Origin of the sequence: Verticiella sediminum (assembly GCF_007558815.1) — a bacterium.
GTDB lineage: Bacteria > Pseudomonadota > Gammaproteobacteria > Burkholderiales > Burkholderiaceae_B > Verticiella > Verticiella sediminum.
In genome coordinates this window covers 154,064-170,586 of record NZ_VLTJ01000011.1, presented here as the reverse complement: position 1 = coordinate 170,586, position 16,523 = coordinate 154,064, and the positions used below count along the sequence as shown (strand labels likewise).

Genomic DNA, 16,523 nt, shown 5'->3' with positions numbered 1-16,523 from the left:
CGGCTTACTCCATCCTCACGCGCGGATCGGCGATCGTGTAGGAGATGTCGGCGAGCAGCAGGCCGATCACGTACAGCACCGAGCCCAGGAACACCATGGCCCGCACGACGGAGAAATCCTGCGCATTGATGGCGTCGATGGTGTAGCTGCCCAGGCCGGGGATGCCGAAGAACGACTCGGCGATCAGGCTGCCCATGAAGAGCAGCGGAATCACGGCCACGCTGCTGGTCAGGATGGGCAGCAGGGCATTGCGCAGCACATGGCGGAACAGCACCAGGCGCTCGGGCAGGCCCTTGGCGCGCGCGGTGCGTACGTAGTCCTTGCCCGCCTCTTCCAGGAACAGCGCGCGGTAGAAGCGCGCCTCCGGGCCGAGCTTGGCGATGAGCGCCACCACCACCGGCAGCGCCAGGAAATGCACCATGTCCCAGCCGCCCGCAAAGCCCGAGTACGGCGCCGCGCGCAGCAGCTTGGCGAAGAGGTACTGCCCGGAAATGATGTAGAACAGGGCCGAGATCGACAACAGCGCGACGCACAGCACCACGCCCCAGAAATCCAGCCAGGTGGCCCTGAAGTACACCAGCAGCAGCGAGAACGCGATGCTCGCCAACATGCCCAGCAGGAAGGTCGGTATCGCCAGCGCGAGGCTGGGGCCGATGCGCTGCTTGATCTCGTAGCCGATGTCGCGCCCCGCATCCGAGAACCCGAAGTCAAAGCGCAGCAGCGGCACCGAGCGCTCGTAGAAGATGGTGTCGGTGAGCTTGTCGGCGCCCGCGGCGGCGGCGTTCACGAAGAGCGGCTTGTCGTAGCCGTGCTGGACTTTCCACTGCTCGATGGCGTCGGCGCTGACGCGCCGCCCGCCGATCGCCAGGCGCGCCATGTCGTCGGGGGTGTTCACCGCGAAGAACAACAGGAAGGTGAAGAGGTTCACCCCGATCACGATCAGCACGCCATACACGATGCGGCGCAGGATGTAGCCGGTCATGGCAGCGCCTCCAGCGCGGTGGCGCGCTCGCGCCGGCGCAGCAGCCGCGCCGCCGGCACGACCAGCAGGGCGAGCAGCAGGACGAGCAGCGCCAGCGGCCACCAGACCGGCCGGTTCCACTCCTGGACCTTGGCGGCGCGCAGTTCGGCGTCGATGCTCAGGTACGACAGCGCATTGCGCACCATCTGGCTCGGCTTGGCGTTGCCCACCCACTGATGGTAGGCGCCGCCCGAGGCCGGGTAGTAGCCGAACATCCAGGGCGCGTCGCGCTGCACGATGGCCGTCATGCGGTGGATGATCTCCTCCTTCTGCGGGCCGTCGTCGAGATACTTCATGCGGTCGAACAAGGCGTCGAACTCGGGGTTGCGGTAGTTGGCGGCGTTCTCGCCGTCCTGGCCGGCCTTGGCGTGCGGGCCGTACAGCAGGAACAGGAAATTCTCCGCATCGGGATAATCCGCCAACCAGCCCCACATGAAGATCTGGGCCACGCCGTTGATCATCTTCTCCTGGAAGCGGTTGTAGTCGGTCGAACGGACTTCGAGCTGGATGCCGAGCTTGGCGAACTGGCGCTGCATCCAGTCGTACTGCGGGCGCGCGCCCGAGGCCCCGCCCATGGCGTCGTAGTGCAGGACCAGGGGCGCGCCGGTCTTGGCGTCGCGCCCGTCCGGATAGCCGGCCTCGGCGAGCAGGCGCCTGGCCTCGTCGAGCGACTTGCGCTGGACCTGTCCATCGGCCACGTCGTAGACGTAGGGATTGGCGCCCTCGGGCCCGGACTGGTGGCCGAGCACGCCGGGCGGCACCGGCCCGTAGCCGACCTGCGCCTGGTTGGCCTCGAAGATGGCGACGTACTGCTCCCAGTCCACGGCGATGCTGATCGCCTGGCGCAGCTTGCGGTTGCGCTCCTCCTGCTCCGGCGTATCGCCCTTGCCGACCACCGGGTCGAGCCAGTTGAAACCCATGTACCAGATGCTGGTCTCCACCGTGGTCGGCAACTGCAGGCCGCGCTCGGCGTAGAGCGCGGCCTTGTCCGGCGAATCCTCGGCGGCCACCCGGAAGGCCACGCCGTACTCGCCGCGTTCGATCTGGGGCACGTCGTAGTAGCCCTGCATGAACTTGCCCTGCAGCGGCACGGCCTCCTTCTCGATGCTGAAGACCGCCCGGTCGATGAAGGGCAGCGGCTTGCCGCAATCGGCCAGGCGTCCTTCGGCAGCGTCCTGCGGCTCGCCCTCGCAGGGATAGGTGAGCGAGGCGAAGTACGGGTTGCGCTTGAGCTCGATGCGCCAGTTCAGCTCGTTGTTGGCCATGTAGTAGGGGCCGGTGCCCACGGGCCAGTCCTTGAGCGTCAGGTTGCGCTCGGCCATGCCGGGCTGCTGGTAGAAGCGCTCGGCCTCCCAGGGCATGGGCGCGAAGAAGGACATCGCCAGCCAGTAGGAGAACTGCGGATATTTGCCGACCACGCGAATGCGCAGGGTGTGCGCATCCAGGGCCTGCACGCCGTCAAAGCCGTGCTCGCGCAGGTCCAGCCACGCGTTCGCCCGGCCCGCCGCGCGCAGTTCGGCATCGAGCGCGCGCAGGCGATCGCCGTATTCGCGCATGCCGACGATGTGCTCGCTCATCTGGGCATAGATGGGCGAGACCACGCGCGGGTTGGCGATCCGGCGGATCTGGTAGACGTAGTCCTCGGCGGTGAGTTCGCGCGTGCCGGTGTGCTCGAAGGCGCCGATGGTGCGGATGTCGCCCAGCGTCTCGGGCGTGAGCGCGTGATAGCGGTAGTTGCCGGCGCCGTCCTGGGCGAAGGCCGGATGCGGCGCGTAGCGGATGCCCGGCTTGATCGGAATGTCGTACACGCTCTCGGCCACGTTCTCGCCGGGCGCATCCTCGGGCAGGACGTTGCCCTGCGCATCGAGCAAGGTGGGCTCGATCACCGCGGCCGCGGCGTTGGGCACCAGCGTGTAGGGCCGCTTCAGGTAGTGGTATTGATAGAGCGGCTGGTAGATCGCGTAGGTGTAGGTGGACTCGTCCGAGGAATACGAGACGGCGGGATCGAGCGTGCGCGGCGAGCGCTGGGTGAAAGCGGTGAACAGCGTGCTGGTGGCCATGGCCCCCGCGGGATAGGGGCTGTTCACGGGCCGGCTGAACAGCCCCGAGCGCCAGCCGGCCCAGAGGGCAAGGCACACCAGCAGGACCAGCAGCACGAAAAACCAGGAGCGCCCACGGCGCATAAGCACATCTCCGTCGTCAGGCGTGGCAACGTCCGGGACGCGCGCCGACGTCCGGGAACAGCGCAAAGACTAAACCAATCGGCAAACGCCGTACAGAACCTGGTGTCGCGACGGAGGATTAGTCCACGGCCCGGGGGCCGCGGGCTCGGGCGGGCACGGGCATCGCCCTGCCGCCCGAGGGCTGGAATTCGAGGTGAGTCGCTCCCGATCGAAGATGAGGAGCCGGGCCTCAGTGCGGCACCGCCGGCATGGGCCCGCCCTGGACGGGTCGCTCCGCGTCCGCCCCGGAGAAGGCATCGTTTTCCAGAACGAGGCCAGTGTCGGCGAGACGGAACACGGCAACGGCACGTTGCAAGTGCAGGGCCTGGTCTTCGAGCGCGGCGGCGGCAGCGGCGGCCTGTTCGACCAGGGCGGCGTTCTGCTGCGTGAACTGGTCCATCTGCGTCATGGCGGTGTTGACCTGCTCGATGCCGGCCGCCTGCTCGTGCGAGGCCGAAGCGATCTCGCCGACCAGGCCCGCCAGCCGGCGCACGGATTCCAGGATGTCCTCCATGGTCGTGCCCGCCGCCTCCACCTGCTGGGAGCCTTCGGCCACCGTGGCGCTGGAGGAGGCGATCAGGTCCTTGATCTCCCTGGCCGCGGCCGCACTGCGCTGCGCGAGCGTGCGCACCTCGCTGGCCACCACGGCGAAGCCCTTGCCCTGCTCGCCGGCGCGGGCGGCCTCCACCGCGGCGTTGAGCGCCAGGATGTTGGTCTGAAAGGCGATGGAATCGATCACCGAGGTGATGTCGTCGATGCGTCGCGAGCTGTCGGCGATCCTGCGCATGGTGTCCACGGCCTGCAGCACGGCGGCGCTGCCGCGCTGCGCGGTCTCGCTGGCCCGCCCGGCCACGTCGCGGGCGTGGCCGGCATTCTGGGCGTTGTTGCGCACGGTGGAGGCCAGTTCCTCCATGCTGGCGGCGGTCTCTTCCAGCGACGCGGCCTGTTCCTCGGTGCGGGACGACAGGTCGGCATTGCCGGCCGAGATCTCGGCCGCACCTGCGTTGATCTGCGCCACGCCCTCACGCACGGTACCGACGGTGCGCGACAGGCTCGCCTGCATGTCCCGCAGGAACGGCAGGATCTGGCCCACGCAGTTGTTGCCGAAGAGCGCGATGGGACGAGTCAGATCGCCGTGCGCGATACGCTGGAAGTGCCCTTTGATGTCGTCCAGCGGGCGCTTGACGCAGGTCACGACGTAGCGGTCGCCCAGCACCACCAGCAGCAGGCAGATGCCCAGCGCGACGGGCACGCCGATGAAGGCCAGGCGGCGATCGGCCTGGGCGATCCGGGCCAGTCCTGTCACGTGTTCGTCCGCATAGGTCCGGTAGCGCTCCAGGGACTCGTTCCATGCCTGGCCGGCCGGCCCGACCACCCGATTGCCGAGTTCCATCGCCTGTGCGGTCCCGCCCGCCGCGAGCAGGCGGTGCTGCGCCGCAACGCCCTGATCCAGCAGGGTGCGAAAGTCCGCTTCCAGGCGTTGCAGCAGGGCCTGCGGCGCATGCGGCCGGGCCTCATGGACGAAGGCGTCGAAGTGCTGGCGCGCGGCTGCGAGAGCGGCGTCGATGTCCCGCGCATCGCTGCTCGAGCGCGCCCGGTCGCCGGCGTCGATGTGCTCCATCTGCAGCCGCAGCAGCAGGCGCGCGTTCAGCACCTGCGCGTTGGCCTGGTTGAGCGCCGAGACTGCACGCAGCAGCGCGAGGCTGTCGTCCATCGCCTCTTCGGAGTGCACGATGCCTCGCATGCCGATGGCCGCCAGTGCGGCGACCAGGACGCTGACCAGCAGGAGCACGCATAGGACCATGCGGCGGACCGTGATGTCTCTGAGAAACTGTTGCATGCTTTCTTCGGTTGGTTGGGGTGGGGCCTCGCCGGTCTACGGCGGCCGGGACTTTGCCCGGCCGCACTCCGGCGCAGCCATGACGCAATGTTTTAAATTGTTGTTAATTGTATCAAATACGGATACGTCCGCACCACGCACCTGGACGGAACCCGGGAAAGTTGTCATTTGTTGACAAAACCGGTCGCCGTCGGGCCTGGCGAAGAAGGAAACATGCCAATCGGCCCTCGTTGTACGGCACCCGCACATCCGCGGCGTGGCCGGAACCACAGGGCCGTTGGCACGAAAGTTGAAGGCCGGTGAAATTCCGAGTCAGCTACGATGTCGCGATGAAACGTTTGTTCCTCGATCTGTCCCCCGTCATGCGGGTGTCCGCACTGACCGTATTCGCCCTGGTGGTATTTGGCGCGGTCGCGCCCGCAACGTTCGGCGATGTGGCCGGCACCCTGCTGGACTGGCTCACCGGCAACTTCGGCTGGCTGCTGCTTCTGTCGGTGTTCGTCATGGTGCTGTTCCTGCTCTGGGTCGCCCTGAGCCGATACGGCAAGCTGCGCCTGGGGCCGGACGATTGCAAACCGGAGTTCCCGTTCTTCACCTGGATCGCCATGCTGTTCTCGACCGGGTTCGGCGCCGGGCTGGTGTTCTGGGGGGTGGCCGAGCCCATGAGCCATTTCTTCCGGCCGCCCTTCGCCAGCCTGGGGGCCGAAACACCGCAGGCGGCCCGGGTCGCCATGGGGTACGCGTTCTTTCACTGGGGCCTGAGCCAATGGGCGGTGTTCGCCCTCGCCGGCCTGGGCATCGGGCTGATGCAGTTCCGCAAGCAGCGCGACGGCCTGGTCTCCACCGTGCTGGGGCCCGTGACGGGCAACCGGCCGCTGGTCAAGATCGGCATCGACAGCCTCTCGGTGGTGGCCACCACCCTGGGCGTGGCCACCACCGTCGGCCTGGGCGTGCTGCAGATCGGCGGCGGCATGGAGTCGGTGTTCGGCATCCCGAGCAGCGTGCCGGTGCAGTTGCTCATCGTGGTGGCGATGTTCGCGGTCTACATGGTGTCCTCGGCCACCGGCCTGGATCGCGGCATGCGGGTGCTGAGCAACATCAACCTGGCGATGTGCCTGGTCCTGCTGGTCTACGTGTTCACGCTCGGGCCGACCGTCTTCATGCTCGACGTGTTCACCCTCGCCCTGGGCGACTACCTCACCCATTTCGTCGAATACAGCCTGCGCATGACGCCGTACCAGGGCGGCACCTGGATCAACGACTGGACCATCTTCTATTGGGCCTGGGCGATTTCGTGGTCGCCGTTCGTGGGCGCGTTCGTGGCGCGGGTCTCGCGCGGACGCACCATCCGCGAATTCGTCATGGGTGTGCTGGTGGTGCCGCCGGCCCTGGGCTGCGTCTGGATCGCGGTCTTCGGCGGCATGGCGCTGCACAGCGATCTGCAATCGGGCACGAACATCGCCGCCATCGTCGATCAGGACGTAGCGCTCGCCCTATTCGCCGCTTACGAGGCCCTGCCGCTCAGCACGATGCTCTCGGTGTTCTCGATCGCCCTGATCTTTCTTTTCATGGTGACCTCGGCCGATTCGGCCACCTACATCCTCGCCAGCATGGCCACCCGGGGCACGCTGCATCCCACCCTGGGCAACAAGCTGGTCTGGGGCGTGCTGATGGCCGCCATCGCCGCCGTACTGCTCGTCGCCGGCGGGCTGGAATCGCTGCAGACGGCCGCACTGGTGGCTGCCCTGCCCTTCACGGTGCTGCTGCTCGCCATGCTGGCCGCCATCGTCAAGTTCATCCGGCATGAGCCCCTGCCCATCGCGCCGGCAGACCTGCGCCGCTATCGCGCGCTGGAGAAGGAAGCCAGACGCAACCCGCCGGCCGGCGGCGGCGCCAAGGCACCCGCGGCCGAAGCCCCCACGGCCGAGGCCGAACGGCCCAGCGCTGCCAGGAAGGACACCTGAACGCGCACGGTGCGCAAGCGGCGGCGCGGCCCGGGCCGCCTGCTATCATCGATCGCACCGACAACCTTTGGAACCCGACATGCTGTTCGCCGTCCGCTTCTATGACATCCCCAACGGCCTGGCCATACGCAATGCGCACATGGATGCGCACATGCAATGGCTGGAGCAGAATGCCGCCGCCATCGTGGCCGCCGGCCCCCTGCGCACGGGCGCGGCCGACAGCACGCCGGTCGGTGCGCTGTGGCTCATCCGCGCCGACAGCTTCGAAGCGGCCCAGGCGATGATCCAGGGCGATCCTTTCATGCAGAATGGCCTGCGCGAGAAGGTCGAGCTCTATCACTGGGGCAAGGCCTACCCGCAGGCCCCGGTCGAGATCTGACCGCGAATGCCGGGTGCCGGCATGCGGTACCCGCCCTCGCCCCCGAGGACGGGCATCCCTAGCCGACCAGCACGCCGATCATCAGCCAGGGGAAGGCCACGAGCAGCGCGAGGCGGAACAGGTCGGCCACGATGAATGGCGTCACGCCCCGGAAGATCGCGCTCAGGGGCACGTGCCGCGCCGCCGCCTTGATGACGAAGACGTTCATGCCCACAGGCGGCGTGATGAGGCCGATCTCCACCGTGATGACGGTGATGACGCCGAACCAGATCGGATCGAAGCCCGCCGCCATCACGGCCGGGAACACCACCGGCACGGTGAGCAGCATCATGGCCATCGAATCCATGAAGCAGCCCAGCACCAGATACAGCAGCAGGATGCACAGCAGCACGCCGATCGGCGCCATGCCGGCGCCGCTGATCAGGTCCGAGATATAGAACGACAGGCGCGACACCGAAAGGAAGTAGCCGAAGATCTCCGCGCCGAGCAGCATGAAGAAGATGACCACCGCCATGGCCAGCGATTCCCCGACCGCGGACACGATGTCGTGCAGGCCGACACCGCGCATCACCGCCACCACCAGCGTGGCGAAGGTGCCGACGGCCGCGGCTTCGGTGGGCGTGAAGAACCCGGTATAGAGCCCGCCCAGCACGATCAGGAAGATGATCAGGAAGGGGCCCACCGAGCGCAACGAGCGCACTTTCTCGCCGAAGGTGGTCGCCGGCATCGGCTCGCCGGCCAGTTGGGGCTTGAGCGTGACCACCAGCCAGACCGCAAGCGCATAGCAGACCACGCCGAGCAGGCCCGGCACCAGCGCGGCGATGAACAGCGCGCCCACCGATTGCTCGGTGATCAGCCCGTACAGCAGCAAGGCGATGCTGGGCGGGATGATGACCCCCAGCGTCCCGCCCGCGGCCAGCACCCCGGAGGCCAGCGACTGCGCATACCCCTTTTTCTCCATCTCGGGCAAGGCGACCTTGCTGATCGTGGCGGCGGTGGCGAGCGACGAGCCGGAGATCGCCGAGAACGTGCCGCTGGCCATCACGGCGGCCATGGCCATGCCGCCGCGCCAGGCGCCGAAGACGGTGCGCGCCATGTCGAACAGCTCGCCCGCCATGCGTGCCTTGGACGCGAGCACGCCCATGAAGATGAACAGCGGAATCGCGCTGAAACCGAAATTCGTCAGGACATCGGTCGGGGCCGATTCCAGGATCGCGAGCGCCGGCTCCCAGCCCACGAGGTAGGTGAAGCCGCCCAGCCCGACGGTGGCCATCGACAGGGCGATGGGCATGCGCACCGCCAGCAGCACGAGCAGCACGAGAATGCCGACGACGCCGGTGACTTCAGGCGACATGGGCTGCTCCCCGGCTCATGCCGCGTATCGCGGCCAGCAGCGCGCGCAAGGCCATCAAGCCCATGCAGAACGCCGTGGCGTAGCGGATCGGCCCCAAGGGAATCAGCAGATCGGGCGTGGTCTCGCCCGTGACGTAGGCATGCGTGCCCGCGATGAAGAGGCTGTAGGCCATGAAACTGCCGAGAAGAAAATAGCCGAGCAGAAAGAAGGCGTCGATGCGCGCCTGCGCGCTGGCCGAGAACCGCTGCGTGAAGAGTTCGACCACCACCTGGGATTTCTCCACGCCCCACGGCATGGTGCCCGCCATGGCGAACAGGAACAGGTAGCGCACGATCTCGATCGTGCCGTAGTACTTCAGGTCCTGCAGCGCCGGAATGATCCCGCTCAGGTTGCGCACGAGCACGTCGAACATCACGACGAACATCATGGCGATCAGGGCCACGCCGGCGAGCGCGAGCAGCACCCGCGCGATGCGTTCCAGCACGAGGTCGATCGCTTTCATGGCTGCTCCCGCCGCGACAGGCGGCCGGCCCGCCCCCAAGGCGCCCTGTGAGCCCGGGCCCAGACGGCATAGGACATCGTCAATCCCTCGAATCAGACAAAACGAGCCGGCGCCAGGGCGGGCGGATCGACATGCCCTCGCCGGGACGGCGTCCCGGGCGCTCGGGCGGCTGTCGATCCACACCCCGGGCCGGCTCATCGCAGCGGCGGGACGCGCCCGCCGCGCGCACACCATCAACCCGCCGTGGCGGGACAGCTCGACTTGGCCTCGAGCGCAGCCTTGTAGACGTCCTCGCCCGGCAGGTTCTGCTTCTTGAGGCCGCCGAGATAGTCGTCGACCACGGACTGCAGCAGCGGCCCCCAGGCGGCGTCCTTCATCGGGTCGTCGACCACGATGATCTCGTTGCCGGCCTTCTCCGCGGCCTGGCGGCCTTCCACGTCGAGCGCGTCGAACACCGCCGCGGCGCGCTGCTGCCACTTCGCGCCGGAGTGATCGTCGATGACTTTCTTGAGATCGTCCGGCAGGCGATCGTAGGTGCGCTTGTTCATCGCGGTGACGAACACCGTCGAATACACCGGGACGTGCGTGTGGTGCGAAGCGAGTTCGTTGAGGCGGAACACCTGCATCGCCTCCCAGGGGAAGGCGGTGCCGTCGATCACGCCGCGCTGCATCGACTCGTAGGCTTCGGGGGCCGGCATGGATACGTTGCGCGCGCCGGCCTTCTGCAGCACCTGCCCGGCGATCGCCGCCGGGTTGCGCATGCGCAGGCCCTTGAGCGCGTCCGGGTTGGGAATGCTCTTGTCGCGCGTGTGCAGCACGCCGGGGCCGGTGGTGAACATGTAGAGCACCTTGCTGTCGGCGTATTCCTTGTCGAGCATGCCCTTGTCGTACAGGCTCTGCAGAATGCAGCCGCTCTGCAGGGACGTCTCGCCCATGCCGGGGAACTCGACGATCTGGCTGAGCGGGAAGCGCCCCGCGGTATAGCCCTGGGCGGTGCTGACGATGTCGGCCACGCCGTTCACTGTCGCCTGGTAGGAGCCGTCGGCCTTGGCCAGCGTCTGCGCCGGGAACACCTGCACCCGGATGCGCCCGTCGGAAGCCTGCTCGATCGACTTGGCCCAGGCCTCGAAGACCTCGGTATGCACGCGCGATGCGGACGGCCAGAAGTGGGTATACCGGAGGGTGACATCGGCCGCCTGGGCCGCGCCCATGGCGGCCGTGGCCAGCACGGCCCCGGCCAGAGCCTTGAGGGGAAAGCGCTTCATGCAGTGTCTCCTGTTGGTTGTTCGACGTTGTGACGCCTATTCTGGCATCTTTGCCGGCTCGGCGTAACACGTTCCTACCCTGCCGATGTCGAGCCGCAACCGCCCGCGGCTTCTTGTGCAATCAGTATAGAAGAAATTAGTTTGGTTTCAAACGTTCAGGCTGAGCAAACGCGTTCGCTCGTTATGCGGACAGCACAGGGTCGACGCCGCCACGCAAAAAAGCCTTCCCGGAGGAAGGCTTTTTTTTTGCGCGGCAGGACGGTCAGCGTGGGGCGGGCGCCGGTGGCGCGGGCATCACGTTGCGCAGCGAGGCGCCCTCCATGAACTGGACGAACACCTCCTCGCCGCTCACCAGACCGAGCTCCTGGCGGGCCCGCTCCTCGATGGCGTCGGTGCCCGCCTGCAGATCCTTCAGTTCGGCTTCCAGCGCCGCATTGCGCAGGCGCAGGCCGGCGTTCAGGTCGTTCTGGGCGCCGATCTGGCGCTGCATCTCCCAGACCCGCTGCCAGCCGCCCTTGCCCCACCACAGGGGGTACTGGATCAGCGCCAGGCCGATCAGCAGCGCCACGACGAAGGCACGCATGGTGGACTACCCCCTATCGGCCGGCCAGCTCAGCGCAGGTTGTAGAAGGCGCCGATGCCGGGATAGTGCGCGACGTCGCCGAGGTCTTCCTCGATGCGCAGCAGTTGGTTGTACTTGGCGATGCGGTCCGAACGCGACAGCGAACCCGTCTTGATCTGCAGCGCGTTGGTGCCCACGGCGATGTCGGCGATCGTGGTGTCCTCGGTCTCGCCCGAGCGATGCGAGACGACGGCGGTGTAGCCGGCGCGCTTGGCCATCTCGATGGCGGCGAAGGTCTCGGTGAGCGTGCCGATCTGGTTGATCTTGATGAGGATGGAGTTCGCCACGCCCTGCTGGATGCCTTCGCGCAGGATGCGGGTGTTGGTGACGAAAAGATCGTCGCCCACGAGCTGGACCTTCTTGCCCAGACGGTCGGTGAGCACCTTCCAGCCCGCCCAGTCGTTCTCGGCCATGCCATCCTCGATCGAGATGATCGGGTACTTGTCGCACCAGGTGGCGAGCAGGTTGGCGAAACCCTCGGCGTCCAGCGAGATATTGCCTTCGCCGGCCAGGTGGTACTGGCCGTCGCGGAAGAATTCGGAGCTTGCGCAGTCCAGGCCGAGAGCGACCTGGGTGCCCGGCTCGTAGCCCGCCTGCTCGATGGCCTGCAGGATCAGGTGGATGGCTTCCTCGTGGTTGGCCAGGCTGGGCGCGAAGCCGCCTTCGTCGCCGACCGCGGTGGACATGCCCTTGCCGTTGATGAGCTTCTTCAGCGCGTGGAAGGTCTCCGCGCCCATGCGCAGGGCTTCGGAGAAGCTGGCTGCGCCCACCGGCAGGATCATGAACTCCTGGAAATCCAGGTTGTTGTTGGCGTGCGCGCCGCCGTTGATGACGTTCATCATCGGCACCGGCATGCTCATCGGCGCGCTGCCGCCGAAGTAGCGGTACAGCGGCAGGCCGGACTCTTCGGCGGCGGCGCGGGCCACGGCCATGCTGACGGCCAGCATGGCATTGGCGCCCAGGCGATCCTTGTTCTCGGTGCCGTCCAGGTCGATCAGCAGGTTGTCGACCAGGGTCTGCTCCTGGGCGTCCAGGCCGACCAGCGCCTCGGAGATCTCGGTGTTGACGTTGGCGACGGCCTTGAGCACGCCCTTGCCGAGATAGCGGCCGGCGTCGCCGTCGCGCAGCTCGACGGCCTCGCGGGTGCCGGTGGAGGCGCCCGAGGGCACGGCGGCGCGACCCATCGCACCGGATTCGAGCAGGACGTCGCATTCCACGGTGGGATTGCCGCGCGAATCCATGATTTCGCGGCCAATGATGTCAACGATGGCAGTCATGGTCTAGTAGATTCCGTGAACATGAAAAGAGGAGGCCGGGGCGGCAGCGGTACCGCCCGGCGAATATCGCGTTGGCGGCGATTGTACCCGCGCCCCGCCCGGGCGAATGTGACGACTCGTCAGAGGCGGCGCGACGCATCAGCCCTGCGTCGCCGGCCCGAAGCGCTCTTCGATGAAGCCGGCCTTCTTGGTGAGCGCGTCCAGCTCGCGCAGCGTGGCCAGCAAGGGTTCGATCAGGTCGAGGGGAACGGCGTTCGGCCCGTCGGACAAGGCATGCGCCGGGTCCGGGTGGGTCTCCATGAAGAGACCGGCCACGCCCACCGCCACCGCGGCCCGAGCCAGCACCGGCACGAACTCGCGCTGGCCGCCGGAACTGCTGCCCTGCCCGCCCGGCAGTTGCACCGAATGCGTGGCGTCGAACACCACCGGACAGCCCGTCTCGCGCATGATGGCGAGCGAGCGCATGTCGGACACCAGGTTGTTGTAGCCGAACGAGGCGCCGCGCTCGCAGACCAGGACGTTGCTGCCGTCGCCGCCCGCCTCGATCGAGGCGGCGCGCGCCTTGGCCACGACCTGCAGCATGTCGTGCGGAGCGAGGAACTGGCCCTTCTTGATGTTGACCGGCTTGCCGCTGGCCGCGCAGGCGTTGATGAAGTCGGTCTGCCGGCACAGAAAGGCGGGCGTCTGCAACACGTCGACCACAGCGGCCACGGGTTCGACCTGGGGAATGTCGTGCACATCGGTGAGCACCGGCACGCCGATCTGGTCGCGCACGTCGGCCAGGATCTTCAGGCCTTCGTCCATGCCGGGCCCCCGGAACGACTTGCCGGAACTGCGGTTGGCCTTGTCGAACGAGCTCTTGTAGATGAACGGAATGCCCAGGCGGCCGGTGATCTCCTTCAGGCGCCCGGCCGTGTCCATCGCCAGCTCGCGCGATTCGATCACGCAGGGACCGGCGATCAGGAAGAACGGATGGTTCAGGCCGACCGGGAATCCGCAGAGATTCATTTCAACCTCCGCACGGCCGCCCGAAGGAGGTTGAAACCCACTCGGGGGGCAGCGAACGCAGTGAGCGTGGGGGCTTTCATCCTTTCTCTCCGTTGCGCTTCTTGCTGAATTCCTTGGCGGCGCGCACATAGCTCGAGAAGAGCGGATGGCCGTCGCGCGGCGTCGAGGTGAATTCGGGGTGGAACTGCACGCCCATGAACCAGGGATGGCTGTCGAGCTCCATGATCTCGGGCAGGTTCTCGGTGGGCGTGCGCGCGCTGATCACCATGCCAGCCGCTTCCAGCTTGGGCGCATACAGGTTGTTGACCTCGTAGCGATGGCGGTGGCGCTCGTTGACCTCGTTGCCATAGATGGCGTGGGCCCGGGTGCCGGCCTTGACCGGCACGCGCTGCGCGCCCTTGCGCATGGTGCCGCCCAGATCCGAAGAGCTGTCGCGGCGCTCGACGCGGCCTTCCCGATCCTGCCACTCGGTGATGAGGGCCACCACCGGATGCAGCGCTTCGGGCTCGAACTCGGTGCTGTTCGCGCCGGTGAGGCCGGCAACGTCGCGCGCGTACTCGACCACCGCGAGCTGCATGCCCAGACAGATGCCGAGGAACGGCACGCCGTTCTCGCGGGCGTAGCGGATGGCCTGGATCTTGCCTTCGGTGCCGCGCTTGCCGAAGCCGCCCGGCACCAGGATGGCGTCGAACTTCTCGAGCCCGGCGCAGCCGTTGGCCTCGATGTCCTCGGAGTCGATGTAGTCCACCACGACCTTGCTGTTCGTGTGGATGCCGGCGTGGATCAGCGCCTCGGTGAGCGACTTGTACGATTCCGTCAGGTCGACGTACTTGCCGACCATGCCGATGTGCACTTCCGCGCCCGGGTTCTCGCGCGCGGCGGTGAGGCGCTCCCAGACGGTGAGATCGGCCGCCGGGGGATGCAGGCCCAGGGTTTCGCAGATGATCTCGTCCAGACCCTGCTGGTGCAGCATGGCCGGGATCTTGTAGATCGAATCCACGTCCCACACGGAGATCACGGCGTCCAGCGGCACGTTGGAGAACATCGAGATCTTGGCGCGCTCGTCGTCCGGGATGGGGCGGTCGGCGCGGCACAGCAGCGCGTCCGGATACAGGCCGATCTCGCGCAGCTTCTGCACCGAGTGCTGGGTGGGCTTGGTCTTGAGTTCGCCCGCCGAGGGAATGTAGGGCACCAGCGTGAGATGCACGAAGGCGCACTGCCCGCGCCCCAGACGCAGGCTCATCTGGCGGGCCGCTTCCAGGAACGGGAGAGACTCGATATCGCCCACGGTGCCGCCGATCTCGCAGATCGCGATGTCGGTCTCGGCGCCCCAGGCGGCGTTCGCGCCGCGCACGATGAAATCCTGGATCTCGTTGGTGATGTGCGGGATCACCTGGACCGTCTTGCCGAGGTAGTCGCCGCGGCGCTCCTTCTTCAGCACCGATTCGTAGATCTGGCCGGTGGTGAAGTTGTTCACCTTGCGCATGCGCGCCGAGATGAAGCGTTCGTAGTGGCCGAGGTCGAGGTCGGTTTCCGCACCGTCTTCGGTCACGAAGACTTCGCCGTGCTGGAACGGGCTCATGGTGCCCGGATCGACGTTGATGTAGGGATCGAGCTTGAGCATGGTGACTTTCAAGCCCCGCGATTCGAGAATCGCGCCCAGGGACGCGGCCGCGATGCCCTTGCCGAGAGAGGACACCACACCACCGGTGACGAATACGTATTTGGTCATTGCCGTAGCCGCGGACATGGCGGCGCAGGTGGAAATCGGGATTATAACTGGCCTTGGCCGGGCGTTCGGCCCGATTGGCGCAACGGATTTTCGCCTCGGTACAACGCCTGCCGCGGGCTTGCGTCCCAGGGCGCGCAGGGCCGCCACGCCCACCCCGAAGCTGGTTCGCATGGCGAAACCACCGGGCTATCCCGATTGACGGCCCCGGCGGCCGACCGAAGAATCAGCCGACGTCCGACAAGACCCATCGCCGGCGGCGGACGGGACCCGGCGCATCGCGCCTCTCGAGGAAGGAGACAACCATGACCGAATCCCACCGGCCGGCATCGCGCACGCGCCGGCGCATGCTGCACGCGGGCGCCGGAATCGCCGGCGCCACCGCGCTCGGCACCCTGGGCCTGGGCGCTGCCCGGGCGCAATCCGCAGCGGCCGCCAACTATCCGAACAAGCCGATCACCCTCATCGTGCCCTGGCCGGCGGGCGGCTCGACCGATCGCCATCTGCGCCTGCTCGGGCAGATCCTGGGCGAGCAGCTCGGCCAGACCGTGATCGTCGAGAACCGTCCCGGCGCGGGCGGCACGCTCGGCCCCGCGACCATGGTCAACGCGGCCCCCGACGGCTACACGGTGAGCCAGTTCCCGATGGGCATGCTGCGCATGCCGCACATGCAGAAGCTGGCCTGGGACCCGCTGCGCGACTTCACCTTCATCATCGGCGTGACGGGCTACACCTTCGGCTTCACCGTGCGCGCCGACTCGCCCTTCAAGACCTTCGACGAATACATCGAAGCCGCGCGGGCCAGGCCCGGCCGGATCGACTACGGTTCGACCGGCGTCGGCACATCGCCGCACCTCATCATGGAACAGGTGGCGATCAACGCCAAGGTCGAACTCAACCACGTGCCCTTCAAGGGCAACGCCGATCTGCAGCAGGCGCTGCTGGGCGGGCACGTGATGGCGCAGAGCGACGCCAGCGGCTGGGACAAGTTCGTCGACGCGGGCCAGATGCGCCTGCTCACCACCTTCGGCGAGAAGCGCACCCAGCGCTGGCCGGAGGTACCGACCGCCAACGAACTCGGCTATGGCGTGATCTCGGCGTCGCCCTACGGGATCGCGGGCCCCAGGGGGATGGACCCGGCCATCGTCGCCAAGCTGCACGACGCGATCCACCAGGCCATGGCCGACCCGCGCCACGAGGAAGTGCTGGCCCAGCTCAACCAGGAGGTCTGGTATCGCAACAGCGAGGACTACCGCGCCTGGGCCGAGCAGACCTACCGCGAGGACAAGGTGCTGATCGAGAAGCTGGGCTTGGCGCAGGGCTGACACCGCCCACTGCGC

13 protein-coding genes are annotated in these 16,523 nt (G+C 67.4%); 3 read left to right on the top strand and 10 right to left on the bottom strand.

Annotation, left to right across the window (positions count from 1 at the left end):
- Window positions 1-4: 4 nt before the first annotated feature.
- The 3 genes from FOZ76_RS07415 to FOZ76_RS07405 all read right to left on the bottom strand — a co-directional run bounded on the left by FOZ76_RS07415 (window position 5) and on the right by FOZ76_RS07405 (window position 5,083).
- Complete coding sequence (locus tag FOZ76_RS07415) at window positions 5-982, bottom strand: ABC transporter permease (protein ID WP_143947505.1); 978 nt, start codon at window positions 980-982, stop codon at window positions 5-7.
- Window positions 979-3,204, bottom strand: a complete 2,226-nt coding sequence (locus FOZ76_RS07410; RefSeq protein WP_143947504.1) for an ABC transporter substrate-binding protein — start codon at window positions 3,202-3,204, stop codon at window positions 979-981. Before FOZ76_RS07410 ends, FOZ76_RS07415 begins: the two co-directional genes overlap by 4 nt.
- A 229-nt stretch (window positions 3,205-3,433) precedes the next feature.
- Window positions 3,434-5,083, bottom strand: coding sequence for a methyl-accepting chemotaxis protein (locus FOZ76_RS07405; RefSeq protein WP_143947503.1), 1,650 nt, complete (start codon window positions 5,081-5,083; stop codon window positions 3,434-3,436).
- Window positions 5,084-5,412: 329 nt separating this feature from the next.
- On the opposite strand from FOZ76_RS07405, the gene FOZ76_RS07400 reads away from it, so the two are divergent.
- Together FOZ76_RS07400 and FOZ76_RS27425 are read left to right on the top strand one after the other, a co-directional pair.
- A complete protein-coding gene (locus tag FOZ76_RS07400; protein ID WP_143947502.1) occupies window positions 5,413-7,047 on the top strand; it encodes a BCCT family transporter in 1,635 nt (544 codons plus the stop codon).
- 79 nt (window positions 7,048-7,126) lie between these two features.
- Entirely contained in the window at window positions 7,127-7,426 is a 300-nt protein-coding gene (locus tag FOZ76_RS27425; RefSeq protein ID WP_170235330.1) for a YciI family protein, read from the top strand.
- Window positions 7,427-7,484: 58 nt separating this feature from the next.
- Here the strand turns inward: FOZ76_RS27425 and FOZ76_RS07390 are convergent, their stop codons facing one another.
- The 7 genes from FOZ76_RS07390 to FOZ76_RS07360 form a co-directional block, all read right to left on the bottom strand.
- Window positions 7,485-8,780 (bottom strand): TRAP transporter large permease, encoded by a 1,296-nt coding sequence (locus FOZ76_RS07390; RefSeq protein ID WP_143947500.1) that lies wholly within the window; start codon window positions 8,778-8,780, stop codon window positions 7,485-7,487.
- Entirely contained in the window at window positions 8,770-9,282 is a 513-nt protein-coding gene (locus FOZ76_RS07385) for a TRAP transporter small permease (protein ID WP_170235329.1), read from the bottom strand. The genes FOZ76_RS07390 and FOZ76_RS07385 overlap by 11 nt, the downstream gene beginning before the upstream one ends.
- A gap of 233 nt (window positions 9,283-9,515) precedes the next feature.
- A complete protein-coding gene (locus FOZ76_RS07380; RefSeq protein WP_143947498.1) occupies window positions 9,516-10,547 on the bottom strand; it encodes a TRAP transporter substrate-binding protein in 1,032 nt (343 codons plus the stop codon).
- 262 nt (window positions 10,548-10,809) lie between these two features.
- Window positions 10,810-11,130, bottom strand: a complete 321-nt coding sequence (gene ftsB, locus FOZ76_RS07375; RefSeq protein ID WP_143947497.1) for a cell division protein FtsB — start codon at window positions 11,128-11,130, stop codon at window positions 10,810-10,812.
- A 29-nt stretch (window positions 11,131-11,159) separates the two neighbouring features.
- A complete protein-coding gene (gene eno / locus FOZ76_RS07370; protein ID WP_143947496.1) occupies window positions 11,160-12,446 on the bottom strand; it encodes a phosphopyruvate hydratase in 1,287 nt (428 codons plus the stop codon).
- A 138-nt stretch (window positions 12,447-12,584) separates the two neighbouring features.
- Window positions 12,585-13,454 (bottom strand): 3-deoxy-8-phosphooctulonate synthase, encoded by an 870-nt coding sequence (gene kdsA / locus FOZ76_RS07365; RefSeq protein WP_143947495.1) that lies wholly within the window; start codon window positions 13,452-13,454, stop codon window positions 12,585-12,587.
- A gap of 76 nt (window positions 13,455-13,530) precedes the next feature.
- The gene (locus FOZ76_RS07360) at window positions 13,531-15,186 is read right to left on the bottom strand and encodes a CTP synthase (RefSeq protein ID WP_143947494.1); all 1,656 of its coding nucleotides are present in this window, start codon (window positions 15,184-15,186) and stop codon (window positions 13,531-13,533) included.
- A 344-nt stretch (window positions 15,187-15,530) separates the two neighbouring features.
- Between FOZ76_RS07360 and FOZ76_RS07355 the strand changes: the two genes are divergently transcribed.
- The gene (locus FOZ76_RS07355) at window positions 15,531-16,508 is read left to right on the top strand and encodes a tripartite tricarboxylate transporter substrate binding protein (protein ID WP_425473249.1); all 978 of its coding nucleotides are present in this window, start codon (window positions 15,531-15,533) and stop codon (window positions 16,506-16,508) included.
- Window positions 16,509-16,523 lie beyond the last annotated feature (15 nt).